The sequence below is a fragment of the Candidatus Sericytochromatia bacterium genome (assembly GCA_035285325.1).
Lineage (GTDB): Bacteria > Cyanobacteriota > Sericytochromatia > S15B-MN24 > JAQBPE01 > JAYKJB01.
Window position 1 is genome coordinate 1 of sequence record JAYKJB010000027.1, and the last position, 20,828, is coordinate 20,828.

Below are 20,828 nucleotides of genomic sequence, written 5' to 3' on the forward strand. Positions count from 1 at the left end.
GGCTCGCCCACGTCAGGAAGGCGCCACGCCCCAGCGACACCGACAGCCATTGTCGTGTCATGCGGGTGCCCTCCGCTCTGTTCCTCTTATTCCCTCGATTTCGCCGGTTCGAACCGGTCTGATCAAGCGGCAGACTGAAATTGCGGTCTTGGTTCGCGTGAGCGGGCGACGCGCTTTCTGCAGCCCCGTCGAGCGGGTATTCGCCGGACGCCAAGCCAGGTCCTTTGCTCGCGTTCCGGTTCAGGCCTTGCAGAATGGGCTCTGCCCACCAAAAGCAGCACGACCCGTCATAGCGGCGCTCAGGGCCCTATGAAGGCGTGCCAGAGAGGATGCCGACATGGGACCTTGGGCCGAGACGTTGACGCCGGGCGACCACCTCATGGTGGCCTCGCTGAAAGACGCCGAGGTGGCCAGCCTGGCGCTGGCCGAACTGGTGCAAGACGGCATTCCACAACCCCGGATTGCCATCCTCAGCCGCGATGACAGCGCCGCCAACCACTTGCTGGAAGCGCATCCAGAGTATCGGCAAATCCGTCATTCTTCGGCCATCAGCCTGTCCCAGGCGGCCGAAGGCAGCGGGCGCCTGGAGTGGCGCAGCGCCCTGCGCGGTGTGGCAGCCGGCGCGGCGCTCACCCTGGTGACCCTGGCGCTACCCGGTCTCGGTCCGGCCGTGCTGGCCGGGGGGCCACTCGCCATCGCGCGCACGGCAATCTGGCTGGCCACGGCGGGTGCTGGGATCGCCATGTTGTGGGGCGCCATCCTGGATGATCGGGACAGTGAATCGCTGCGCGCAGCCTACGAAGCGGAACTGAAGCAGGGCCACTGGTTGATTGCCGTCCACGGCACGCGCCCGGAGGTGGACCAGGCGGCCGGCATGCTCCGGCGCTTCAAGCCGCTCCAGCTACAAGTCTTCTGAGCGCCGCAGGATCCAGCCACGCTGGCATCGTGCCGACAGGCGGCCGGTCTATGGGCTCATGGTCTGACGATGAAGCGTCCCATGGGGCCCTTCCAGGCCTACCAGCCCGCGGACCTCAGCGAATCTGGCGGGTGCGCGGCGTCGGCGGACGCTGGGGGCGCCCCTCCAGAAAGGGCAGATCCGACAGCCAGAGGACCTGGCGGGTGGGGCGGCGATCGAGTTCCCGCCAGCGATCCGGTGGCAGGCTGAGCGTCTCGGTGGCCACGCGTGCATGATACGGCGTGCGCGCGCGCAGCACGAACACGTGTTCCGTGATCGGCGCGCCATCCTCGCGCAGGGCCTCCTGGATCGGGGGGGGCGCCTGGTCCGCCTCAGCCTGCTCGTAGGATTTCTGCCAGGCCGGCGCGAGAAACAGGCGCAGGCGATCGACTGACAAGGTCAGCCGCCCTTGCGGGGCGCGCACTTGCAGCGTGCGGTGGGCCGTTTGAAGAGTCGTCGCGCTCTCCCAACCGGCCGTTCCCCATTTCCCGTAGACGCGCTCGGCATAGAGAATCGGCAGGCCCGGAAGTCGCAGCTCCACCGCCGGAGGACCCGCCAGCTGCACCACCAGTTCCGCGGGCAAGTCACCCAGATCGAGGGGAGCGGCCATCGACGCACCTGCAAACCCTGCCATCAGACCCCACGCCAGAGGCAGGCAACACCACCAACGACCCGGCAGCCATCCCGACAAGCAAAGCCTCCCGCTGAAACGCGATGCCCCCGATCGCCCGGCTGGCCCCGGCGCGCCGTGTGCGCAGAGCGCACGCCAGGCCGCGGCCCTTGTACCCGCTGAAGAGGTCTGGTAATTTGTTCGACATAGAATTAAATACACACCGGGCGATCGCCCCCATGAGGATGCCCCCATGACCCTGCCGCTCTCCGGAGCAAACCGTCCCATCGCGCAGATCTACCCCGCCCCTGATCTCCACTGGGTGGGGGACGGCTTCCGCGTCATGGGCTACCTGCAGGCCTATCCCACCCTGGAAAAGGCGATGAACCCGTTCCTGCTGCTGGATTATCACCCCCCGTACCACTATCCGCCGACCCAGGCCCGCCGCGGCGTCGGCACCCATCCCCACCGCGGCTTCGAGACCGTCACGCTGGCCTTCGAGGGCAGCGTCTCGCACCACGACAGTGCGGGCGGCGGCGGCACGATCGGGCCCGGTGACGTGCAATGGATGTCAGCCGCCTCGGGCGTGCTGCACCAGGAGTATCACGAGGCGAATTTCGCCCGACAGGGCGGCCTCTTCCACATGGCGCAGCTGTGGGTCAACCTGCCGGCGGCCCACAAGATGGGCCCGCCGTCCTACCACGCCATCACGGCCGCCGAGATGGGCGAGGTGACGTTGCCGGACGGGGCGGGCCGGGTGCGCGTGATTGCAGGCGAGTTCGAAGGGGCACGCGGGCCGGCCCGGCCGTTCACGCCGATCGCGATCCAGGACATCCAGCTGCAGCCAGGTGGACGCCACACCTGGAACCTTCCGCCCCATTACAACGTGGGCCTGGTCGTGATGGCCGGCGAAATCCTCGTCAACGACACCACGCGAGCGGGCCTGCACGATTTCGTGAGCTTCGGGCATGACGCCGAGCGCTTCAGCCTGACCACCAGCGAGGGGGCCCGGCTGCTGCTGCTGGCCGGGGAACCGATCAACGAGCCGGTGGTGTCCTACGGCCCGTTCGTGATGAACACGATGGCGGAGATCAAGCAGGCCATCACCGACTACAACGACGGCAAGTTCGGCCGGCTGGACGATTGACCGCCGAGCGCGGCGCTCAGCGGGCCGCGCTCAGGTCCCAGACCCGCACCGTGGCGTCGGTGCTGCCCGTGATGACCTGACGCCGGCTGGGGTGGAACGCGAGTGAGGTGATGGCCCCCTGATGGCCCCCGAAGCGGCCGACCGGCGCGCCGGTGTCGACCTCCCAGAGGTGCACCACCTTGTCGCTGCCCCCGGTGGCGAGGAGGCGGCCATCGGGACTGAAACGCACCTGATGGCGATTGCCGTTGAGGCCGGCCAGGGTCCGCACCACCTGATACGTCTGGGTATCGTAGAGCACGACACGGCGATCGCCGCTGCTCGCGGCCATCAAGCGGCCATCCGGACTGAAAGCCACGCTGGTGATCGAATCTGCGCGGCCGGCGAAGGTGGCCAGCGGGCGGCCCTGCTTGAGATCCCAGAGCTTGAGCGTGCCGTTCCAATCGCCGGTGACCAGGCGCCCCCCGTCCGGCGATACGTCCAGCGCCGTGAGGGCATCCTCACCCACGCTGAGAACGTCCCGGGTGGCGGCGGTGCGAGGGTCGCGCCAGCGCAGATGGCCATCGTCGCCGACGCTGGCAATGCCGTCCCCGGCCGCGAACACGACCGCCAAGGCGCCCCCATTGGGCTTGTTGACGGAGGTCAGCACCTGGAAGCTGCGGGTGTCCCACAGGCGCAACAGGCCATCCTGGCTGCCACTGGCCAGCATGCTGCCATCCGGGCTGTAGGCCAGTGCCCAGACGGCGCCCATGCGATCTTCCAGCACTCGCTGGCGATCGCCGGTGGCCGCATCCCACAGCATGATCACGCCGTCGGCACCGGCACTGGCCAGCGTGCGCCCATCGGGCGAGACCGCCACGGCGCGCACGGCCTCGGCATGGCCACGCAGGACCTGCGCACCACTGCCGGCGCGACGGCTGGCGCCCGCCTGGAAATCGGGCTTGCGCACGTCACTGAGCGACACACTGCCACAGCCGGACAGGCTCAACGCCAGCCCCAACGCCGCCACCTGGACCCATTTGCTCTGACGCACCGTGCGCTTCCTCTCTTCAGCACGGCGGCTCCGGCTCGGAGCCGCCCGTGGTTAACGAATATGATAGAGAGGTTATCGAATGGTGAAGACAGGGCTTGCCTGGGTCAAGGTAAAGAAGAGATTATCAAAGGTTCTTGATCAGCATCTCTTCATGCACGTAGCTGTCGCCCTTGGTGTTGACCCCCACCAACAGCTCGTCGCCCTGCATGTGGTCCTTGTTCAGGTAGGCCGGGTAGACCGTCGCCAGCGTGGCGGAGGTCTTCACCACCACGTAGACCACCAGGCTCGACACGTCCGTCTTGTACCAGTTGGTGGCATTGCGCTTCAGCTCGCTGTCGCGCTTCCAGGCCGCCTTGGGAAAGCGGATCGCCAGAATCCGGTCCTCCGGATACTTGGCCTGCCAGCTGCTGCGCACCAGGGCCGTCAGCTTGGCCTTGTCCGCCCCACTGTAGCGCTCGGGCGGCAGGCGATAGGCCGCCGCGGAGGCCTCTCCGAAATTGGCGGCCCGCTCGGCCACGGCTTTCTGGGCGTCCGCCAGCGCCTGCTTGGCGGCCACCAGCTCGCCATCGGCCTCGCCCTTGAAAGCCCCGAACGCGATGAAGCGCTCCGCTTCCTTGAGGGTCTGATAGATGCCGGAACTCGGATGGAAGTAGTTGGGGTTGCGATCCTTCACCCCCTTGTCCGCCATGGCCACGGCCACCTGGGTTTTGAGGCCGGCCAGCCGTAACATCAAGGTGCCCATGCGCTGGTAGGCCCCCTCGAACTCGGGATGCTTGCGCAACTCATGCTGCTGAGACTGGAAGTAGCGCCAGTTGCCCTCCAGTTCCCGCACCTTCTCATCGACCGGACGCGAGCCCTCCAGCGTGGCAAAATCCTCGTCGAGTGCGGCCACCCACTTGCGAAACACGTCTTCGGTGTAGGGGTGCAGCCGGGCAGGCGCCGGGTTGCCCTGGGGCAGGCTCACGCCATTCAGGTCGATCTTGACCCCCGACAGGTCGATCGCCTGGGCCGGTGAGGTCAGGGCCACCCCAGCGAGAACCGTCAGGGTCAGGGCGGAAATGCGGAACATGAAGTCTCCTTCGACGATCGGGGCGCGGGTCCATTCCTGCGCGGTGCCACCGGGCTGGTCAGCCGACCGCAGGGACAGGCGAGGTCCTCGGAGCGGGTTGCCGCGACGCCCTGTGGGCGTGCGGCCCTGATTGTGGCGCCGCCTCGTCCCCTTGTCAAACGACGCGCGGGCGGTCGCGGGCCCCGCCATCCGGAAAGTCGGCCGGGCAGGGCAGGGCCCCGCGCCGACCTGACCGGCGGGCGACAGTCGCTCAGGCGGCGTGAAGGAATGAAATTCATCACTTCTTTGCCGGAGCTTAATCGCAAATTAACCATAACGAGCCGAGCTGAAACGTCGCTGGAACCAGCCAGACCGACATCCTTCAAGCCCCCCTGGCCGACCCCTGTCGGCCCACCCGGAAGGTCGACCTTCGATGCGCCAACCCCTGCTTTCCCTGCTCGCGGCGACCCTGCTGCTGGCCGCCTGCGGCCGCCCGGCAATCGCCCCGGTCGCCAGCGAAACCGCAACGGGGCAGGCGGCCAGCCGGTCGCGCGAGGCCAGCGTCGGGCGCATCAGCTTCAAGCACGACAGCGGCCTGGCCAAGCTGGAGCGCTGGGGCTTCGACCTGTTCGAAAACGTCGACCGCAACGCCGGCACCGTCGGCGCGCGGCTGACGGAGGCGCAGATCCGGCGCCTGAAGGCAGCCGGCTTCGGCTGGCGGGCCGAGCCGCAGATGAAGGCGTCGCTGGCCTTCCCGGCCGGCTACCGGCGCATCGACCAGCTGCGTGACGACGTTCGTGCGCTGGCCAAGCAACACCCCGACCGCCTGCGGGTGCAATCGATCGGGCAGAGCCTCGAGGGACGCGAGATTCTGGCGCTGGAGCTGCTGGGCAAAACCCGCGGCCCGCGCCCCCCGGTCCTGTTCTATTCCGGCGTGCATGCCCGTGAACTGGTACCGGTCGAGATCCAGCTGCGCCTGCTCGACCACCTGGTCACGCGCTACGGCAAGGATCCGGTCGTGACCCGCTTGCTCGACGAGCGCGAGGTCTGGATCATCCCGATGCTGAACCCGGACGGGCGGCAGCGCGTGGAGCAAGGCGAAGACTTCTGGCGCAAGAACGCGCGCCTGAATCCAGACGGCTCCTTCGGCGTGGACCTCAACCGCAACTGCGACAACCACTGGCAGGAAGGTGAGGCGCGCCCGAACGAGGAGGTCTACCGGGGGCAAGCACCGCTCTCCGAGCCTGAGACGCGCGTGCTGACCAAGTTCATGAGCGAGAAGAAGTTCACCCTGGCGGTGGACATGCACAGCTTCGGCGGCATGCTGCTGTGGCCGCCCGGCTACGGCAAGACCTTCACCAAGCAGGAGGCCGTGCTCGGCAAGCTGGGACGGGCGATCGCCAACCGCCTGGCCTACAAGACCGGCACGATCGGGCGGGTGCTGTACCACGTCACGGGCGACACCACCACCTGGGTGCTGGAAGCCCACGGCACCCTGGCCTTCACCATCGAGCTGAACGACCCGGGCTTCTCGCCGGCCTTCGCGCAGGTGGAGAAGGACTGGAACGAGTGGCGCTGGCCGCTGATCTGGCTGGCGCTGGCGGCCGGCAACCCCGATGCGGCGGAGATGACCCTGCCGCCGGAGCCCCCCGCTTCGGCCGGCGTGCCCGGCTTGGCCTTGCGCTTCTGATCGCGGCGATCAGCCCCGAATCGCCTCCCCGCTGAGCGGGTATCTCTGGGGAAGCGAGCCAGACCGAACGAGCTTGCCGGCGTCCTCCCGTTGGCGGCGACTGCGTCCCTTCGTTTGGATCCTGAGCCGCCGCCACCCGAGGCCAGCCGCAGGAGCACTTGCCATGTCCAACGTCCTGTTTCCCCAGTTTGCCACCCAGCTGCGCACCCGCTGGCTCAAGGACCTGGTGGATGAATTGCTGGCCGCCTTGCGAAACCTGGATCTGCCCATGATCCAGATGCTGGCCATGCTGCCGGAAGACAAGGCCAAAGGCTGGCTGATGGAGCGCATGGAGAGCTTCCTGACCGCCGTCGAGGCCGGCCAAGCCCTTCAGTGGGAGATGAAACGGCTGGCGCAATGGGAGAGCGGGGAGATTCCCGGCATCCCGAAAAACAGCCTGCATCCGACCGACGTGCCGCTCTACCACAGCGCACAGCGGGCCGCCCTGCAGAAATTCGTCGGGCGCTTCAGCCGCGACCCGAACCTTCGCGTGGAGCTGCTGGCGGAGCTGGAAGGTCACTTTCAAAGCATCTTCGCGGAAGCCATGCGAACCCACCAGCGCCTGAAAATGACCAAAAGCCCGCGCTGACGGCGTTCATCCCCGCGCCCCCCTTCAGGGAGCGCGCAGCACCCACCAGGCCGTGACCAGCACGGCGCGCGCGCTCCAGCCCACCGTGCGGATCCAGTTGGTGTCGACCAGGCGGGCGTGGGCGGCCGGGTCGAAGCCTTGCGACAGCACGGCGTGCATGGGCACCTGCAGGAACGCGGTGCTGAGCCAGACAATGCCCAGCAAGCCACCCGCCAGCCACCAGACCCAGGCGCGTGGCTCGGCCACGAACGCGGCCAGCAGGTAGACCGCAGTGGCGGCCTCCAGCAGCATCACGGGGCCGACGATCAGGGTGATCAGGGTGCTGTGCGCATGATGATAGGCCACGAAGCGCTCAGGCCCCACCTGGGAGAAGAGCGGGTAGTGTACCAGCTGGATCAGCCAGATCAGGCCGGTCATGAACCAGGTGGCGGCCAGGTGCAAGGCCAGAACCGGCAGCGTCACGTCGTTCCTCCCAATGGATGCGTGACGCTCAGGCCGCGCGCGCCGCCGCCTTCGGCGCCTTCTTGGCTCCGAACAGCCGGATACCGAGCAGCAAGCCGGCCACGCCAATCACCACCATGGCAACCAGGCTGTGCGTGATCCAGGCGATCAGAATCGTCAATCCCGACAGGAACAGGGCGATCGGAAAGGTGACAAATCCGGTCAGCCCACGCCCGAAGCTGCCCAGGAAGGGCAAGACGTCGAGCAAGGTGTTGATCGGCGAAACCATCATGCCAAGCCCGCCCCAGCACAGCAAAAAGCCGAGCAGGCGGAAGCCCCAGATCCAGAGTTTGTACTCGGTCGAGAGCGTCTCCAGCGCATCCTTCTTGGAGCCCTGGAAGACGCGGTAGAACTCGCGGTCCTCGACCATGGCGGGCCCGATCGCCGAGGCGCTCTCCAGCTTGCCCAGCACCGTGTAGGTCCCGCCCGGGGCCAGGGCCGAGTAGGTCACCCGCACATCCCCGACGCGGGGGTCGTTCGGGTTGGCGCGCCCGACGTAGAGCTGGTTGCCCACGGCCGTGCCCCCCTTGATCGAGGCCTCCGACAGGCGCAGGGGAGACCCGCTCGGCAAGGCCACCTTGGCCATGTCCAGGCTCAGGCTGCCCAGGCTGCCCTGGTCGGCCGTGACGCTGGTCCCCTTGACCGTCATGGGCGGATTGTGATGCCCGACCTGGCGCTTGAATTTGTCGCTATCACGCGGATAGCCCGTCCAGTCACGCTTGTAGGAATAGGTCGTGACGGTCTTTTCACTGCCGCCCACCTGCTTCTCCGTGCGGCTCTCCTTGTTTTCCACCCAGGCGTACATCTGGGCTTCGCGGGTCAGCTTGAGGTAATTGCCCGGAGCCAGAAACTCATCGCCGAGTTTGGCCTGCGAGGCCAGGGGGCCGGTGGCGGCCACGAACTGACCAACCTTGGAGGCATCGGGCGCCGCCGCGCTGATCTCCACCGCCGACCGGGCCATCTTCGACTCGTCGACCGTGCCCTCGTTCTTGTAGAGCACCACGAACGAGGCCAGGAAGAACACCACGCCCAGCAGGGCCGTGCCAATCGACTCGCCGAGCCGGGCAAACAGGCCCTTCTCGCTCACCTCGGTGACGCTGTCGCCGCTCGAGCCAAAGGAGGCCCCCGGAAACTCCAGGCTGGGCTCATCCCGCTCGTCCCGCTCCCCCCAGCTGTCCGAGCGTTCGGTTTCCTCGTAATCGCTGCCGTCGCGCTCTTCGTTGTCTGGCACGTCCATTCTCCTTGTGGCCGCCTTCCGCCCGTCCGCGAAGGCTCGAGTCGGATCACGGTTCTTCAGCCCACGGGCCGGCACGGCCCTGTTCCAGGGTTGCTCGTGCCTCACATACCCACTTGACCAGGCCGCCCCACCCCCGTCCGTGCATCAACGCGGGGCCTCCCACCAGGCCAGATAGACCTCGGGCATCCGCAGCCCCGGGAGGGCCCAGCCGGCGGCATCCCCCCAGAGCGCCAGCATCCAGCTGAGCACGACCAGGGCCGTCGACACGACGAAGGCCAGCAGCCAGGCCCGAGAGGTGGCCGCGCGGGCGGACAGCCAGGGCATCAGGATCAGGCAGGCTGCCGGCACCAGCGAGTGACGCCACGCCGGCGCCTGCCAGGCCCCGGTCAGCGGATGCAGGAAGGGCCAGGCGGCCAGGGCGAACAGCAACAAGGCGACGATCGCCGTCCGGACCCTCGCGCCGCCCCAGACGACGGCGCAGGTGCGCTTGGCCACCAGGCGATCGCCCGGCTCGTCCGGCAAGCTGGTGGCCAGCGCCAGCGCCAGCTGCAGGGGCAGCAGGCTGGCCCAGATCCAGACGGGAAACCCAGCCAGGCTTCCCGCTTGAGCCAGATAGCCGAACAACGGCAGCACCCCCCCGAGCCCCAGGGCCTGCAACCCCTCCCCCCCCCCCCGAAACGAGAGCCGCAGCGGCGGGTAGCTGTAGGCCCACAGCAAGGCCAGGCCCCCCAGCGCCAGCAGCGGCAGCAGGGGCGTCCCGGTCCACCCGCCCAGGGCGATCGCCAGCAGCAGGGCCGCAATGGCCGCTACCACGGCGGCACGGGCCAGCGCACCCGCGCTCAGGCGGCCCTCGACCAGCACCCGGCTACCGCCGGACAAAAAGGTCGGGTGGGGGTTGAGGCGGTCCGTCTCCGCATCGGCCAGATCGTTCGCGAACACGATGAACAGCTGCTGGGCCAGGCCGTAGCCCAGCACCAGCGCGCAAATGCCCGCCTCCCAGCGCCCCGTCTCCCGCCAGGCCAGGGCCTGCCCGAGTAACAGCGGGCCCCACAGGTAGACCTGGGAGGGAAATCGCGCCGCCTGCCACCAGGCCATCAACGCATTCACGGGGCGCCGGGGTGCCCCATCCCCAGATGCTGGGCCCGCTGCAGACGCAGCGTTGCAAACGGCCGCTGCCATTCGGGCGCCGCATCGATCCGCCAGGCCTGCAGGGGCAACTCCCCGGCATCACGGAGCGCACGCAAGAGCGCCGTCTCATCTTCCGGTTCCCGCGAGAAGGCAAAGGGATTGCGGGGCTCCCCCCCCGGCAAGCGTGGATATTTCTCATCGTCCTCGGCGATCAGCGTCAACAGTTCCTGGCCACGCCGTTCAAGGTAGCCCACGAAGGTTGGCGAGAATGGGCCGAATAGCGCCCGTTCGGCTGGCGCCTTGAGGACCCAGCGCGCCCAATCGAAACCGTAGGTGAAGTCGTGGGTATAACGAAAGGCGATCGCCGAACGGCGACCGAAGCATCCCTGCAAGTCGACGATCCGCCGGCAGAGGTCGCGCAGATCCGCGGCGGTGCGCGTCTCGTGCAGCAAACTGGCGGCCAGATAGTCGGTGTCCCAGAAGCGGGTGTCCGGGAAATGCTGCGCCTGCGCCGCGAGAATGGCGACGAACCCCTCGCACCAGGCTTCGCGGCGATCGGAGGGCTCCTTGGGGAGCAAGGCCGCCGCCAGTTGCGCCCAGGGCGTCGGTGCCAACCGGCCTGGCGCGAGGGTTTCATAGTGCTGCAGGGCCTCCTGCTGGCGCCTTTCGCATTCCACCAGGTCCTGCCAGGGTTCGGCCCGCAGCATCAGCCGCGCCCCTGCAGCAGCAAGGCCAGCGCCAGCGCCGCGGTGGCACTCCAGCTCACCCCATGCAGCGCTGCTTTGTAACGCCCCTGGGCTGCAAAGGCACCCGTCACGGCCTGCGGAGACAATCGTCGCGGCCATTCCATGAGCGCCAGCAACACCACAGCCGCCAGCAGGCCCGGCCAGCGGGCCTGCGTGGGTTGCGCGAGCGCGGCGACCAGCCAGGCCAGCGCGGCCAGCGAGACACATCGCTGCACGGCCCGGCGCACGCGGGCGTTGCCCCAGGAGGTGGTGAAGGTTCGCTTGCCGCCGCCGCGATCGCTGTCCTCGTCGGACAACCCGCTCGCGAGCGCGCTGGCAAGGGCCAGCAACCCATGTCCGACCAGGTAGGGATAGACAGCCCCCCAGGTTTCTCCCGCCTGCAAGTAGGCCTGAAAGCCAGGCAACAAGAGGCCGACCCCGAGCGCCTCCAGAGCTTCGCCCCCGCCGCGATAATTCAGCCGCAGGGGCGGCAGGCTGTAAGCCACGAAACAGGCGAGACACAGCAAGGCCGCGAGGCCGAGCCAGGGGCGCCCGAGCAAGTGCCCCCCCAGCCCCGCGAGGGCCAGCGCCAGGCCGGCCGCCAGCGCCCCCGCCAGCCCCACGGCGCGCGCCGACAGGATCCCGTCCGGGATGGTTTTAGGCGAGCCACCCGTTGGAAACATGGCGCGTTTGATCCGGTCCACCGGCTGATCCGCCCAATCGTTCAGCCAGACAATCGCGGCGCCCAGCGCCAGCGTGAAGGCGACCCCCAGCGCGCAGGCCATCCAGGAAAAACCGGCCACAACCGTCACTCCCAGCGCCTGTCCCAGCAGGGTCGGCACCAGCAATTTGGGCCAGCTGGCGGGTTTCAGCGCATAGATCCAGCGCCCCGCGACGGTGGTGGGCAACCCCTTGATCGCTTGGGCCGCCGGGAATGGCGGGGACATGTCACTGGGAGGAGGCGAGACAGACACGTCGTCTATTTTGGCGGACGCGGGACAAGCGTCAAGCACAGCGAAGCGACCTCCGCAGGCTTCTGCCCCCGTTCCTCCTCGCCGCTTGCTGGCTCAACGGCTCCAGGTGATGCTCCACGGGCCCCAGTTGCCGCGCGCGTCGCGAGCGTGCGACCAGACCAGGGTGCGCTCGCTGCTCGTCACGACGGGAGCCTTGCCCGGCGCCACGGCCTGGCCCGTGCCGCTGGGGCCGGGTCGCCCGAGGAACAGCTCCGCCGCTGTGGCCTTTGGTCCCTTGCCACCGCGCATTTCAGGGCCCGCCGCTGCCGCCGGGTGGTCGGCGGTGCGCAGGGCAAACATCATCATGGGGCGATTTTCCTGCCAGAAGCGTTTAACCGCCTCGTAAGGGGGATCAAAGCCATCCGACCAGCCCCCGACCTCGACGGTGTAGGCGAGCGTGCCGAGTTCCGCAAAGGCCCAGTCGGTGTCGTCTCCGGCCGTGGCATACAGGGCGGGACCACTCTGCCCGGCCTCGTAGCCCGACAGTTCACCCAGCTTCTGGCCGACCAGCGCGAGCCGAGGGTCCGGCGGCGGGGCGTCGGTGTAGCCCCAGGGCCACAGCACCATGTTGGAGTAACTGTGGAAGGTCATCAGGTAGGTCGGCTTGATGCGCCGCATCAGGTCGCGCATGGCCTGGGTCTCGGGCTCCGAGAAGGCGGCCGTGCCGCCAAACGTGTCGGCATTGGGCGCACTGCTGGTGCCGGCTCCCCCCCAATCGGGTCCGCCGTAGTTGCGGTTCAAGTCGACCCCGATGCGCTGCTTGCCCCCCGTCACGTTGTTGGTATTCTTGCGCTGATCGGCGCCCTTCTCGGCGCGGGCGTGGCCGTCCGGATTGACCATCGGCACCAGCCAGATCTCACGCTGGTCGACCAGCCCCGTGATCTCGGCGTCCTGGCCGTAGCGGGTCACGAGTTCCTCGGCCATCAAGAGCACCATTTCGGGCGTCGCCAGTTCGCGCGCGTGGTGGCAGCCGGCGAACAGCACGACAGGCTTGCCCGCGCCCTTTTTCCCGAGGCGCAGGGCCACGATGTCGCGGTCGGCCCGTTTTTGCGTTTTTTCCCAGGCGTCCCCGATGTCGACCACCTCGGCCAGGTCCGGCCGCTTGTCAGCCAGGCTGCGCAGCAAAGCCACCGTCTGCTCGTAGGTCCGATACTGCGGATCGTACTGGTTGCGTCGACCTGTCAGGTCCTGCGTGATTTTCAAACCCAGGCGTTGCGCCAGCGCGAACTGTTCGGGCGTCAGTTTGGCGCGAAAACGCTTCCGGCGCGTGTCGAAGCCTTCAAAGTCGACACCGGCCCGTGCCAGGGTTCCCAGCTGGGCGCGGGTCTGGTAGGTCACGGCCACCGGGGACGACGCGTCCGCCCGCGCCTGCAGCCCCTCGGCGGCCCCTCGCGCCAGGCCGCCTGGCGCCGGGCGACCGCATCCCGCGGAGGCGATCAGCCACATCCCGAGCGTCAGGGTGAGCCCCTTCCGAAAACTGGCTGCCACGTCTCCACTCTCCCATCGCACGAAGTTTAACCTGCGATGGTTATATGGTTAAAAAAGAAAAACTTGCGTGCGGCAGGCTCCAGCGGCTGCCGCCCAGCTCGCCCACCATTCCCGCGACACCGGGGCGGCCCCCCGGTTCACGCTCAGTCGCTATTTCTGCGTGATCTCGATCGTGAAGGTGCCGCTGTTGTCCTCGGCCGCGGTGTCGTCGTTCAGGCCCAGTTGCAGCGGCCCGGCGGCCTGCACCTGCGCCCCGTCGCCGTCCGTGAAGGAATACACGACGTTGCTGACCTTGATGATCAATGCCCCGAGCGGGAAACCCGGCATGTAGCCTTTCATGCCCTTGATCACCGGGTCACCATCGGGTCCCACCTCCGCGCAATCCTTGCACATGCGCACCGCCCCCGAGATCCTGAAGGACAGTTTGTCCCCAGGCAGGACGTTGACCCCAGTGCTGAACCAGCGATTCTCCTTGGTATCCACGGCCTGCGCCCCCATCCGCACGGTGACGGTTCTGGGAGCCCGGGGCGTGGGCGCCGGGGTAGGCGTCGCTCGGGCCGTGGCGAGCGGTTGGGTCGTCACATCGGCAGGGGCTGTTTCATAACTGGGATCGCTCAGGGCCTTTTTCAAGTCATCGAGTCGGCGCTTCAGTTCGGGCGACTTTTCGGCCATGGCCGCGACGGCCGCCTGGACCGCATCGCGACGACTGAGGTCCGGCCAGGGCTCACTGCCCGCGGCTTTCTCCATTTCGGCCACGGTGCCCTTGTAGTCGCCTTCCGAGAGCCCCGTCAGCCCCAGTGGGCCGGCGCTGTCGAGCAAGACGTTGGTCAGCAGGGTCGTCGCAGGCGCGACTCCCACCTGAGGCTTCGCGCCCGTGTCGGCGGAATAAGCGCGGAGGCGCACCAGTTGTCGCTCCGGATTGCGCGCCAGCGCCACGGCGATGTAACCGGAGCCCTTGACCGGTAGCGAGAAGCGCCCTTGCGCATCCGTCACGGCCTGAATCCGTGGTTCCAGGATCTTCCCGGCGGCACTGGCCAGCACCACGGTGGCCCCGGCCAGGGGATTGTCCTGCCGCGCCAGCAAGCGGAAGGCCGTCGCGAAACCAGGGGTCTGGCGAGAAGACAGGACATCAGGCGTTTCCGGCCCGGCACCCGTCAGCTGACGAGCCAGCCCGGACGCGGTTTCACGCCCTTGAAGGGTGGCCCCGTCCAGCCCCACCAGGGTCGCCCCATCCAGGCCCACCAGCGTGGCCCCGTCCAGGCCCACCAGCGAGGCCCCATCCAGGCCAATCAGGTTGGCCGGGGCCAGCACCGTTCCTTGCAGGACCCGGCTGGTGCTCTGGGCGGCACGCGGCTTCACCTCCGGCGCGCTGGGCGTTTCAGGGGGACGCTGACAGGCCCCGAGCACGCTGACGGTCAGCGCCAAACCACAGAGGATCAATCGGGACACGGGGACCTCCCTGTGAGATGTGATGGCGAAGGACGTCGGACACCTTTGACGTACCCTGAAACCAGCGTCCCAAACACCCCAACCGCTGCGGCCCGCGAGTAACCGCAACAGCCAGTTTCAAGCGGGCGGCGTCTCACCTGCACCCTCCACCGGTCGACCGTCCTGCCGCGGCTCCGGGCCGATGAACCACGCCACGAAGTCAGGCGAGTTGAGCAGGGCCTCGAAGTGTGGGGCCAGCGTCAAGATCCGCAGAAACGGCCCGTGTGAGATCTGACCGATCGCGTTTACCAGTGGCGAATCGTCCGTCCAGCGATGGGCCGGCTGACGACGCCGCAACCAGCGCACGAGGATCACCATGAAAGCCGAAGCATTCAGCGCCGTCCGCAAGCTATAGCGTTCCAAAAAAGTTTTGGAGAAGATCAAGTCACGGCAGGCATGGGTCAGAACGTCCTCGGTCTCGGGGTCGTCGGGTTCCAGTTCCAGCGGTCCCTCCCCGATGTCCGCCACGACGCTGGCCACGACTTCCAGCGTGGAGAGCCTTTGTGCCATCGAATTCGGGCAATGCGGTCCCGCGACCGCATCCAAGGCCGCCGTGTCCAGATGCTGCCCCTTCCTCAAGGCATTCAGATAGACGCAGCTGAGCCACAGGCGACGGTCCAGTGTCAGGTCGCGACGGGCCAGGATCGCCAGCACGCGTGCCTCTGCCTCCCGGTAAAGCCCCCAATCGTCGGCCCCATCTACCTCGATACGAAAAGGCGGACTCGACGTGACGGGGAACAGCGACATTCTCGCGTGAATGTCAGCCTGTCGCTCCGATAACGCTGGCCCCCAGCGGCGACGCGCACTCCCGCAGAAGATCGAGGTGGTGATCGCGACCCCATCCGGGGTTCGGGTCCAGCGAAGGGGGTACTGGGAACAGACAGGGAAGACCGCCCGCCCCAGATACGTGTGGATCCGGCAGTGCCGCTTCTCATCCAGAAACCGGCAAACCTCGCCAACCCCTTTCAGACGCAGGCGTCCATCGTCTTTTTGCTGCAAACGTGTCCCCTTCAGGGGAGGGTGGACCTTCTCCCAGGGGATCGCGTCGATCAGGGTCTGGGCCCCGGCATCCACGTCGATCGCAAACACCTTGTCGCAGCAATGTCCCGAACCGTGACAGCCAAAGTGGGCCTCTGGAAGCACCTGCAGCAGCGGCTTGGGATGTCCGAACTGACGGTACCAGGAGAGGTCAAGCCAGGTGCGTGGGGCGATCAGGTCTGCCGCCTCGGCACAGGCAAACTCCGACACGGCCTGGGCACGACCCGTTTCGAAGTCCCAATTCTGCGGGGCTGCCCGCAGGGTCATCCAGGCGACCCGCCAGCACTCCTCGAACAAGGCAAAACCGACCCCGATGGCGATCGCCTGCCCTGAACCTTGCTCCACGGAATCAAACCAGAGCACCGCCCGCTCGGGCCCCTCTAACCTGCCACCCGACAGGCGTGGCGGGGCCAGCAGAGGGGCCAGCGCATCGCCTCCAGCGGTGGCGCGTCTTTCCAGAAAGTGGGCTTGCAACAAGGCGAAGTCTTCGGCATCCAGCTCACCTGCCCGTGTCGTCTCGCCCGCGAACGAAATCAACGCCTCGGGATGGTACATCCCAAGCAGGGCCACCCCGTCCCCGCCCTGGTAGGCTTTGGCGAGAAAGGCCTGAAACTGCGATTCAAGCTGAACCGCCGTGGCGTCAGGGAGCAAGGCCAACGGGTACCTCCATCGGGACCGTTCCACACAGCATGCGTCTTGCGGAGAGCAGAATGCCGGCTCATCCGCCCTCAGCGCCTGGAGGGTGCGTCCCAGAAGGCCATCGGCGAAAACCGGAAGCCCGCCGTGGCTGACACGAACTGGCCCCAGTTGAAGATCTCCCGGCCCGGCACTTCCGCTCCGCCCGCCAGGTAGCGCAGCCGCAAGGTGGCATCCAGCCCTGTCTGCAGCGGAATCCCGAGCGTCAAGGAGGTGTCGCAGACGCCCCCGCGGATGCTGGCGCCGGTCAGGCCACCCGGCGTGTAAAGCCAGTCGAGATCATACAACGCATAGAGGCCCTGGCCGGCGTCGTAGCGCAGACGACCCCGCAGCGCCGGCACCGGACCGATGTCGCGCTCCGCGGCGAACTGCTCCCCGTTGGCCGAGGTGAGGCTGACCTCGGCGTTGCGCACCCCCAAGGTGGCCCCGCCATCGAGTTGCAGGCCCGCGCCCTCGTAAAAACGATACATATAGGTGGCGCGAATCCCGTCAAACAGGTACCGATGATTGACCACCGTGCCCGCGGCGAAGGTGGTTCCCCGGAAGGTGAGCGGCGCGTCGAGCGTGACGCGGGTTGGCACGTCGAGCGGCGCGTAGAGGAGCACCACGGTGTGGCGCCCCAGAAAGCGCGCCTCGGTCGAGGTGCGGGTGACGGCAAACAGGTTGCGGTCGAGCGCCACCGTGCTCCGGGAATACTGGGTCCCGGCCTTGCCGTAGCGCTGGTCATTCTGCAGGGTCAACACGGCGCCCACCTCATGGTCAATCACGAGTTCATCGAGGGCGCGCGGTGCCACGGGGCGCAGGCCCCCCGCAGAGGCGGAGGTCACAGCTGGAACCACCGAGGCAGGCGCGGCGATCGGCACGGCGTCAGCCGCCGGCCGCGGCCGCTTGGACTCAGCCGGCGCGGCTGCCGCAGCCAACGGGGCAGCGACCAGGGAGCCCAGGGCGATCGCCCCGGCCAGAACACGATCAGCGCGCATGGCGTTTCCTTTCAAGAAGCGGCGACATCGAAGGGCTTGCCCCGCACAGGGAATCGGCTAGGATGAAGCCATGAACGACCCCACTTTGCAAGCACCCTGCCTGGCACTGTTCGGCGCCACCGGCCGCACGGGCGGGCACCTGCTGCGCGAGGCCCTGTCGCGCGGCTGGGCAGTCCGTGCTTTGGCGCGAGACCCCGCCCAGCTGAGCGGTCACAACGATCGGCTGCTGGTCGTCCCGGGCAACGTGCGCGATCCCGAGGCGGTGGCCGCGTGTCTGCTCGGGGCCCGGGCGATCGTGACCGCGCTGGGCACGCGGCGAGGGCAGGAGTCCGATGACATGCTGGCCGTGGCCATGCGTCACGTCGTGGACGCCGCTCAGGCCAGCGGCATCCGGCGCGTCCTGGCGATCGCCACGGCGGGGCTGCTGGATGCCCCGGGCGGCGGCCTGCGACGCGACGCCCCGGGCTACCCCGCCGCCTTCCGAGCTGGTTCCGGCGCCCACCTGGCCGCCTTCGAACACCTGCGCGCCAGCGACCTGGAATGGACCCTGGTCTGCCCGCCGGATCTGGTTGAGGGCGAGCGCGCCCAGCCTCTCAACGTGCAGCCGGATAGGTTGCCGGATGGCCCCAAGCGGGCGTCCATGCCGGCGCTGGCGGCCTGGCTGCTCGACGAACTTGAAGCGGGCGCGTTCGTCCGGCGACGCGTGGGCCTCAACAACCGCGACGCCGAGAGCTGAGCGACGACGCGGGGCCGCTGCCCCGCGCCGCGCGCACCGGACCAGTCTCAACGCAGCAGCCGTCCGGCCGTCATCCCCCCGTCGAGCGGCAATACGCTGCCTGTCACGTTGGCTGCCCCCAGCAGATAGGCGATCGCCTCGGCGGCCTCCTCCGGCTCGCCCAGACGCCCCAGCGGATGCACGCCCAGCGAGGCCGCCAGCGCCCGTTCACTGCTGGTGATGTGGGCCGCCAGCGGGGTGCGCGTGAGCCCCGGCGCGATCGCGTTGATGCGTACCCCCGAACCGGCGTAGGTCATGGCCGCCGCCCGCACCAGGCCCTCCAGCGCCCCCTTGGCCGCGGCGATCGCCTCGTGGTTGGGCAGCCCCGTGCCGGCCGCCACCGAGGAGCACACCACCATCGCGCCGCGCTTGGCCTGGGTCATCGGCGTGATCGCCGCCTTCATCAGATGGAACGCGGACAAGGTGTTCTGCCGGAAAGTCGCCAGCATGTCGTCCTCGCTGAGGCTGCGCAGCGGCTTGAGCACGATCGAACCGGCCGCGTGGACCACGAAATCCAGACGACCGTGTCGGGCGAGGCACGTGTCCACCGCCTGCTGCGAGGTGGCTGCCTCGCAGGCGTCACCCACCACGGTAGCGGCCGAGAGCTCTGTGGCGATCGCCTGCAACGGCTCCGAGCGCCGGGCGACGAGGACCAACCTGGCGCCACGGGCGGCCAGCAGCCGCGCAGTGGCGGCGCCGATGCCGCCGGAGCCTCCCACGATCACCCCGGCTTGTTCCTGAAACGGCACGAATTACCGCCTTTCTCGGCTGCCCTGGGGCGGCCAGATCACCCGCGACAAAAAAAATCCGCTCTGTTCAATTTTTGTACTGGACAAGTCTTGTACATCTGTTATACTACGTCTTGGATCCCACCTGCAAGGTGGCGTGAGATGAGCCAGGGGGTTCATCTTGCGCCACCTCCCCTTTTTGGGGGGTCGCGCTCCCGTGTCGGCTTTTCTGGATGCCCTGAACGCCCTGGCCGCCCCCCCTCAAGGCCGCCACTGGCTGTTTGTCCCGGACGACCAGCTGACGGATGCGTGTGGGCCTCTCTCGCGCGGGAATCCCCGCGAGACGGGCATCGTCCTGCTCGAGAGCCGCTGGAAGGCGAGGCTCCGCCCCTACCATCGGCAGCGGTTGGCCCTGCAATGGGCCAACCAGCGCCACTTCGCGCTGGAGCAAGCCGAGAGAGGCGTGGCCGTGCGCTACATCTGGGCCGATGTGCCTTATCGGCAGGTGCTCGGGGACGTGGCGCTGGAGCTGGGCCCGCTCACCATGATGGAAGCGGCCGAACGGGAGCTGCGGGCCGATCTGGCGCCGCTGGTATCTTCGGGTGCGATCCGGGTGGTTCGGCACGAGGGCTGGCTGACCAGCACGGCCCAATTCCAGGCCGCCTGTCCGTCGCCCCCTTACAAGATGGACAGTTTCTACCGCTATGTACGCCAGCAGACCGGCTGGCTCATGCAGGAAGGCCAGCCGCTCGGGGGACGCCTGAGCTTCGATGTGGACAACCGCCTGCCCTGGAAAGGCAACCCGCCGGCCCCTCTCCCTCCGCGTTTCCCTGGCGACGCCATCAAGGCGGAGGTGCTCGCCCTGGTCGAGCGGGACTTCCCGGACCATCCCGGCCAGCTCGACCCGAGCGCGCTCCCCGCCACCCGGGCCGATGCCGAGGCACTCTGGCAATTCGCCAGGCAGGAGTGCCTGCCACATTTCGGCCCCTACGAGGACGCCATGAGCGTTCATTCGGCCGGCCTCTTCCACACCCGCATCTCGGCCCTGCTCAACATGCACCGCCTGCTGCCGGTGCGGGTGGTCCAGGACGTGGCCGAGGATGAGCATCTGCCACTGCAGAGCCGCGAGGGTTTCGTGCGCCAGATTCTGGGTTGGCGCGAGTTCGTCCGGCACGTCCACGCCCGCAGTGACGGCTTTCGCGAGCTGGCCGACGTGCAAGCGGAACCTGGTGACGCAGGTTGGGGCCGCTGGCGGGCGCGCCGCTGGGCCGCGGTCGCCTTGCCTGAAGGGCTCGACGGTGGCGCAGCGCCCACGCCACCGGGCCAAACACATCCGCTGCCGGCTGCCTTCTGGGGGACCCCTTCCGGCCTCGCCTGCCTCGATCGCGTCGTGCAGGAGGTCTGGGAGTCGGCCTATGGCCACCACATCACCCGCCTGATGGTGCTGGCCAACCTGGCCACCCTGCTGGACCTCGCTCCCCGCGAGGTGGCCGACTGGTTCTGGGTCGCTTATGCCGACGCCTGGGACTGGGTGGTGGAGCCCAACGTCCTCGGCATGGGCCTGTTCGCGCTGGGGCCGCACATGACCACCAAGCCCTACGTCGCGGGGGCCCCCTATCTGGCCCGGATGAGCGATTACTGTGGCAGTTGCGCCTTCGACCCCAAACGTGACTGCCCCCTGACGCGCCTGTACTGGGCCTACCTGGACCGCCATCAGGCCCGCCTGACTGCCAGTGCCCGCTTGGGCCCCGTGCTGGGCACCGTGCGTCGGCGCACGCCGGACGAGGTTCAGCGCGACCAGGCCGTCTTCGAAGCCTTGCGGGCAGCCCTGGACGCGGGGGAGGCTTTTCGGCCGGCAGCGCGGCATGGTCAACTGCCCTTGCTGGCGCCCGACCACGCCGGCCGTTGAAGGAGCGCGACCTC

At 68.1% G+C, this 20,828-nt stretch carries 19 protein-coding genes; 6 read left to right on the forward strand and 13 right to left on the reverse strand.

Going from position 1 to position 20,828, the window contains the following annotated elements:
* The first annotated feature begins 337 nt into the window (after positions 1-337).
* A complete protein-coding gene (locus tag VKP62_04620; protein MEB3196468.1) occupies positions 338-916 on the forward strand; it encodes a hypothetical protein in 579 nt (192 codons plus the stop codon).
* Positions 917-1,031: 115 nt separating this feature from the next.
* On the opposite strand, the gene VKP62_04625 is transcribed toward VKP62_04620, so the two are convergent.
* The gene (locus VKP62_04625; protein ID MEB3196469.1) at positions 1,032-1,565 is read right to left on the reverse strand and encodes a hypothetical protein; all 534 of its coding nucleotides are present in this window, start codon (positions 1,563-1,565) and stop codon (positions 1,032-1,034) included.
* Positions 1,566-1,818: 253 nt separating this feature from the next.
* Here VKP62_04625 and VKP62_04630 point away from each other — a divergent pair, with 253 nt between their 5' ends.
* On the forward strand, positions 1,819-2,712 hold the full coding sequence (locus VKP62_04630) for a pirin family protein (protein ID MEB3196470.1): 894 nt from the start codon (positions 1,819-1,821) through the stop codon (positions 2,710-2,712).
* A 16-nt stretch (positions 2,713-2,728) separates the two neighbouring features.
* Here the strand turns inward: VKP62_04630 and VKP62_04635 are convergent, their stop codons facing one another.
* Together VKP62_04635 and VKP62_04640 are read right to left on the reverse strand one after the other, a co-directional pair.
* Positions 2,729-3,742, reverse strand: coding sequence for a WD40 repeat domain-containing protein (locus VKP62_04635; GenBank protein MEB3196471.1), 1,014 nt, complete (start codon positions 3,740-3,742; stop codon positions 2,729-2,731).
* Between the two features lie 124 nt (positions 3,743-3,866).
* A complete protein-coding gene (locus tag VKP62_04640; protein ID MEB3196472.1) occupies positions 3,867-4,811 on the reverse strand; it encodes a hypothetical protein in 945 nt (314 codons plus the stop codon).
* A gap of 412 nt (positions 4,812-5,223) precedes the next feature.
* On the opposite strand from VKP62_04640, the gene VKP62_04645 reads away from it, so the two are divergent.
* Both VKP62_04645 and VKP62_04650 read left to right on the forward strand, forming a co-directional pair.
* A complete protein-coding gene (locus VKP62_04645) occupies positions 5,224-6,480 on the forward strand; it encodes a M14 family zinc carboxypeptidase (protein MEB3196473.1) in 1,257 nt (418 codons plus the stop codon).
* A gap of 163 nt (positions 6,481-6,643) precedes the next feature.
* A complete protein-coding gene (locus VKP62_04650; GenBank protein MEB3196474.1) occupies positions 6,644-7,108 on the forward strand; it encodes a hypothetical protein in 465 nt (154 codons plus the stop codon).
* Between the two features lie 24 nt (positions 7,109-7,132).
* Here VKP62_04650 and VKP62_04655 read toward each other — a convergent pair whose 3' ends face one another.
* The 9 genes from VKP62_04655 to VKP62_04695 all read right to left on the reverse strand — a co-directional run bounded on the left by VKP62_04655 (position 7,133) and on the right by VKP62_04695 (position 17,402).
* Positions 7,133-7,570: a hypothetical protein gene (locus VKP62_04655; protein MEB3196475.1), complete on the reverse strand. Its 438-nt coding sequence runs from the start codon at positions 7,568-7,570 to the stop codon at positions 7,133-7,135.
* 28 nt (positions 7,571-7,598) lie between these two features.
* Entirely contained in the window at positions 7,599-8,840 is a 1,242-nt protein-coding gene (locus tag VKP62_04660; GenBank protein MEB3196476.1) for a TMEM43 family protein, read from the reverse strand.
* Between the two features lie 150 nt (positions 8,841-8,990).
* Positions 8,991-9,941: a prenyltransferase gene (locus VKP62_04665; GenBank protein ID MEB3196477.1), complete on the reverse strand. Its 951-nt coding sequence runs from the start codon at positions 9,939-9,941 to the stop codon at positions 8,991-8,993.
* A gap of 8 nt (positions 9,942-9,949) precedes the next feature.
* Positions 9,950-10,681 carry a ferrochelatase gene (locus VKP62_04670; protein MEB3196478.1) on the reverse strand — a complete coding sequence of 244 codons (732 nt, stop codon included), beginning with the start codon at positions 10,679-10,681 and terminating at the stop codon, positions 9,950-9,952.
* Positions 10,681-11,673: a UbiA family prenyltransferase gene (locus VKP62_04675; protein MEB3196479.1), complete on the reverse strand. Its 993-nt coding sequence runs from the start codon at positions 11,671-11,673 to the stop codon at positions 10,681-10,683. The genes VKP62_04670 and VKP62_04675 overlap by 1 nt, the downstream gene beginning before the upstream one ends.
* A 93-nt stretch (positions 11,674-11,766) precedes the next feature.
* Positions 11,767-13,200 carry a M14 family metallopeptidase gene (locus tag VKP62_04680; protein ID MEB3196480.1) on the reverse strand — a complete coding sequence of 478 codons (1,434 nt, stop codon included), beginning with the start codon at positions 13,198-13,200 and terminating at the stop codon, positions 11,767-11,769.
* A gap of 150 nt (positions 13,201-13,350) precedes the next feature.
* The gene (locus VKP62_04685; protein ID MEB3196481.1) at positions 13,351-14,649 is read right to left on the reverse strand and encodes a hypothetical protein; all 1,299 of its coding nucleotides are present in this window, start codon (positions 14,647-14,649) and stop codon (positions 13,351-13,353) included.
* 117 nt (positions 14,650-14,766) lie between these two features.
* The gene (locus tag VKP62_04690; protein MEB3196482.1) at positions 14,767-16,383 is read right to left on the reverse strand and encodes a hypothetical protein; all 1,617 of its coding nucleotides are present in this window, start codon (positions 16,381-16,383) and stop codon (positions 14,767-14,769) included.
* A 71-nt stretch (positions 16,384-16,454) separates the two neighbouring features.
* Complete coding sequence (locus VKP62_04695) at positions 16,455-17,402, reverse strand: hypothetical protein (protein ID MEB3196483.1); 948 nt, start codon at positions 17,400-17,402, stop codon at positions 16,455-16,457.
* A gap of 70 nt (positions 17,403-17,472) precedes the next feature.
* Here VKP62_04695 and VKP62_04700 point away from each other — a divergent pair, with 70 nt between their 5' ends.
* Positions 17,473-18,138 carry an NAD(P)H-binding protein gene (locus VKP62_04700; GenBank protein MEB3196484.1) on the forward strand — a complete coding sequence of 222 codons (666 nt, stop codon included), beginning with the start codon at positions 17,473-17,475 and terminating at the stop codon, positions 18,136-18,138.
* Between the two features lie 47 nt (positions 18,139-18,185).
* Here the strand turns inward: VKP62_04700 and VKP62_04705 are convergent, their stop codons facing one another.
* Positions 18,186-18,926, reverse strand: a complete 741-nt coding sequence (locus VKP62_04705) for an SDR family oxidoreductase (protein ID MEB3196485.1) — start codon at positions 18,924-18,926, stop codon at positions 18,186-18,188.
* A gap of 196 nt (positions 18,927-19,122) precedes the next feature.
* Between VKP62_04705 and VKP62_04710 the strand changes: the two genes are divergently transcribed.
* On the forward strand, positions 19,123-20,814 hold the full coding sequence (locus VKP62_04710) for a cryptochrome/photolyase family protein (GenBank protein MEB3196486.1): 1,692 nt from the start codon (positions 19,123-19,125) through the stop codon (positions 20,812-20,814).
* Positions 20,815-20,828: the final 14 nt, after the last annotated feature.

Bases quoted from the DNA above. Each gene is read 5' to 3' on its own strand.
- VKP62_04640 (MEB3196472.1), bottom strand. From the start codon at position 4,811: ATGTTCCGCATTTCCGCCCTGACCCTGACGGTTCTCGCTGGGGTGGCC.
- VKP62_04630 (MEB3196470.1), top strand. From the start codon at position 1,819: ATGACCCTGCCGCTCTCCGGAGCAAACCGTCCCATCGCGCAGATCTAC.
- VKP62_04695 (MEB3196483.1), bottom strand. From the start codon at position 17,402: ATGCGCGCTGATCGTGTTCTGGCCGGGGCGATCGCCCTGGGCTCCCTG.
- VKP62_04645 (MEB3196473.1), top strand. From the start codon at position 5,224: ATGCGCCAACCCCTGCTTTCCCTGCTCGCGGCGACCCTGCTGCTGGCC.
- VKP62_04650 (MEB3196474.1), top strand. From the start codon at position 6,644: ATGTCCAACGTCCTGTTTCCCCAGTTTGCCACCCAGCTGCGCACCCGC.
- VKP62_04625 (MEB3196469.1), bottom strand. From the start codon at position 1,565: ATGGCCGCTCCCCTCGATCTGGGTGACTTGCCCGCGGAACTGGTGGTG.
- VKP62_04670 (MEB3196478.1), bottom strand. From the start codon at position 10,681: ATGCTGCGGGCCGAACCCTGGCAGGACCTGGTGGAATGCGAAAGGCGC.
- VKP62_04665 (MEB3196477.1), bottom strand. From the start codon at position 9,941: ATGGCCTGGTGGCAGGCGGCGCGATTTCCCTCCCAGGTCTACCTGTGG.
- VKP62_04620 (MEB3196468.1), top strand. From the start codon at position 338: ATGGGACCTTGGGCCGAGACGTTGACGCCGGGCGACCACCTCATGGTG.
- VKP62_04700 (MEB3196484.1), top strand. From the start codon at position 17,473: ATGAACGACCCCACTTTGCAAGCACCCTGCCTGGCACTGTTCGGCGCC.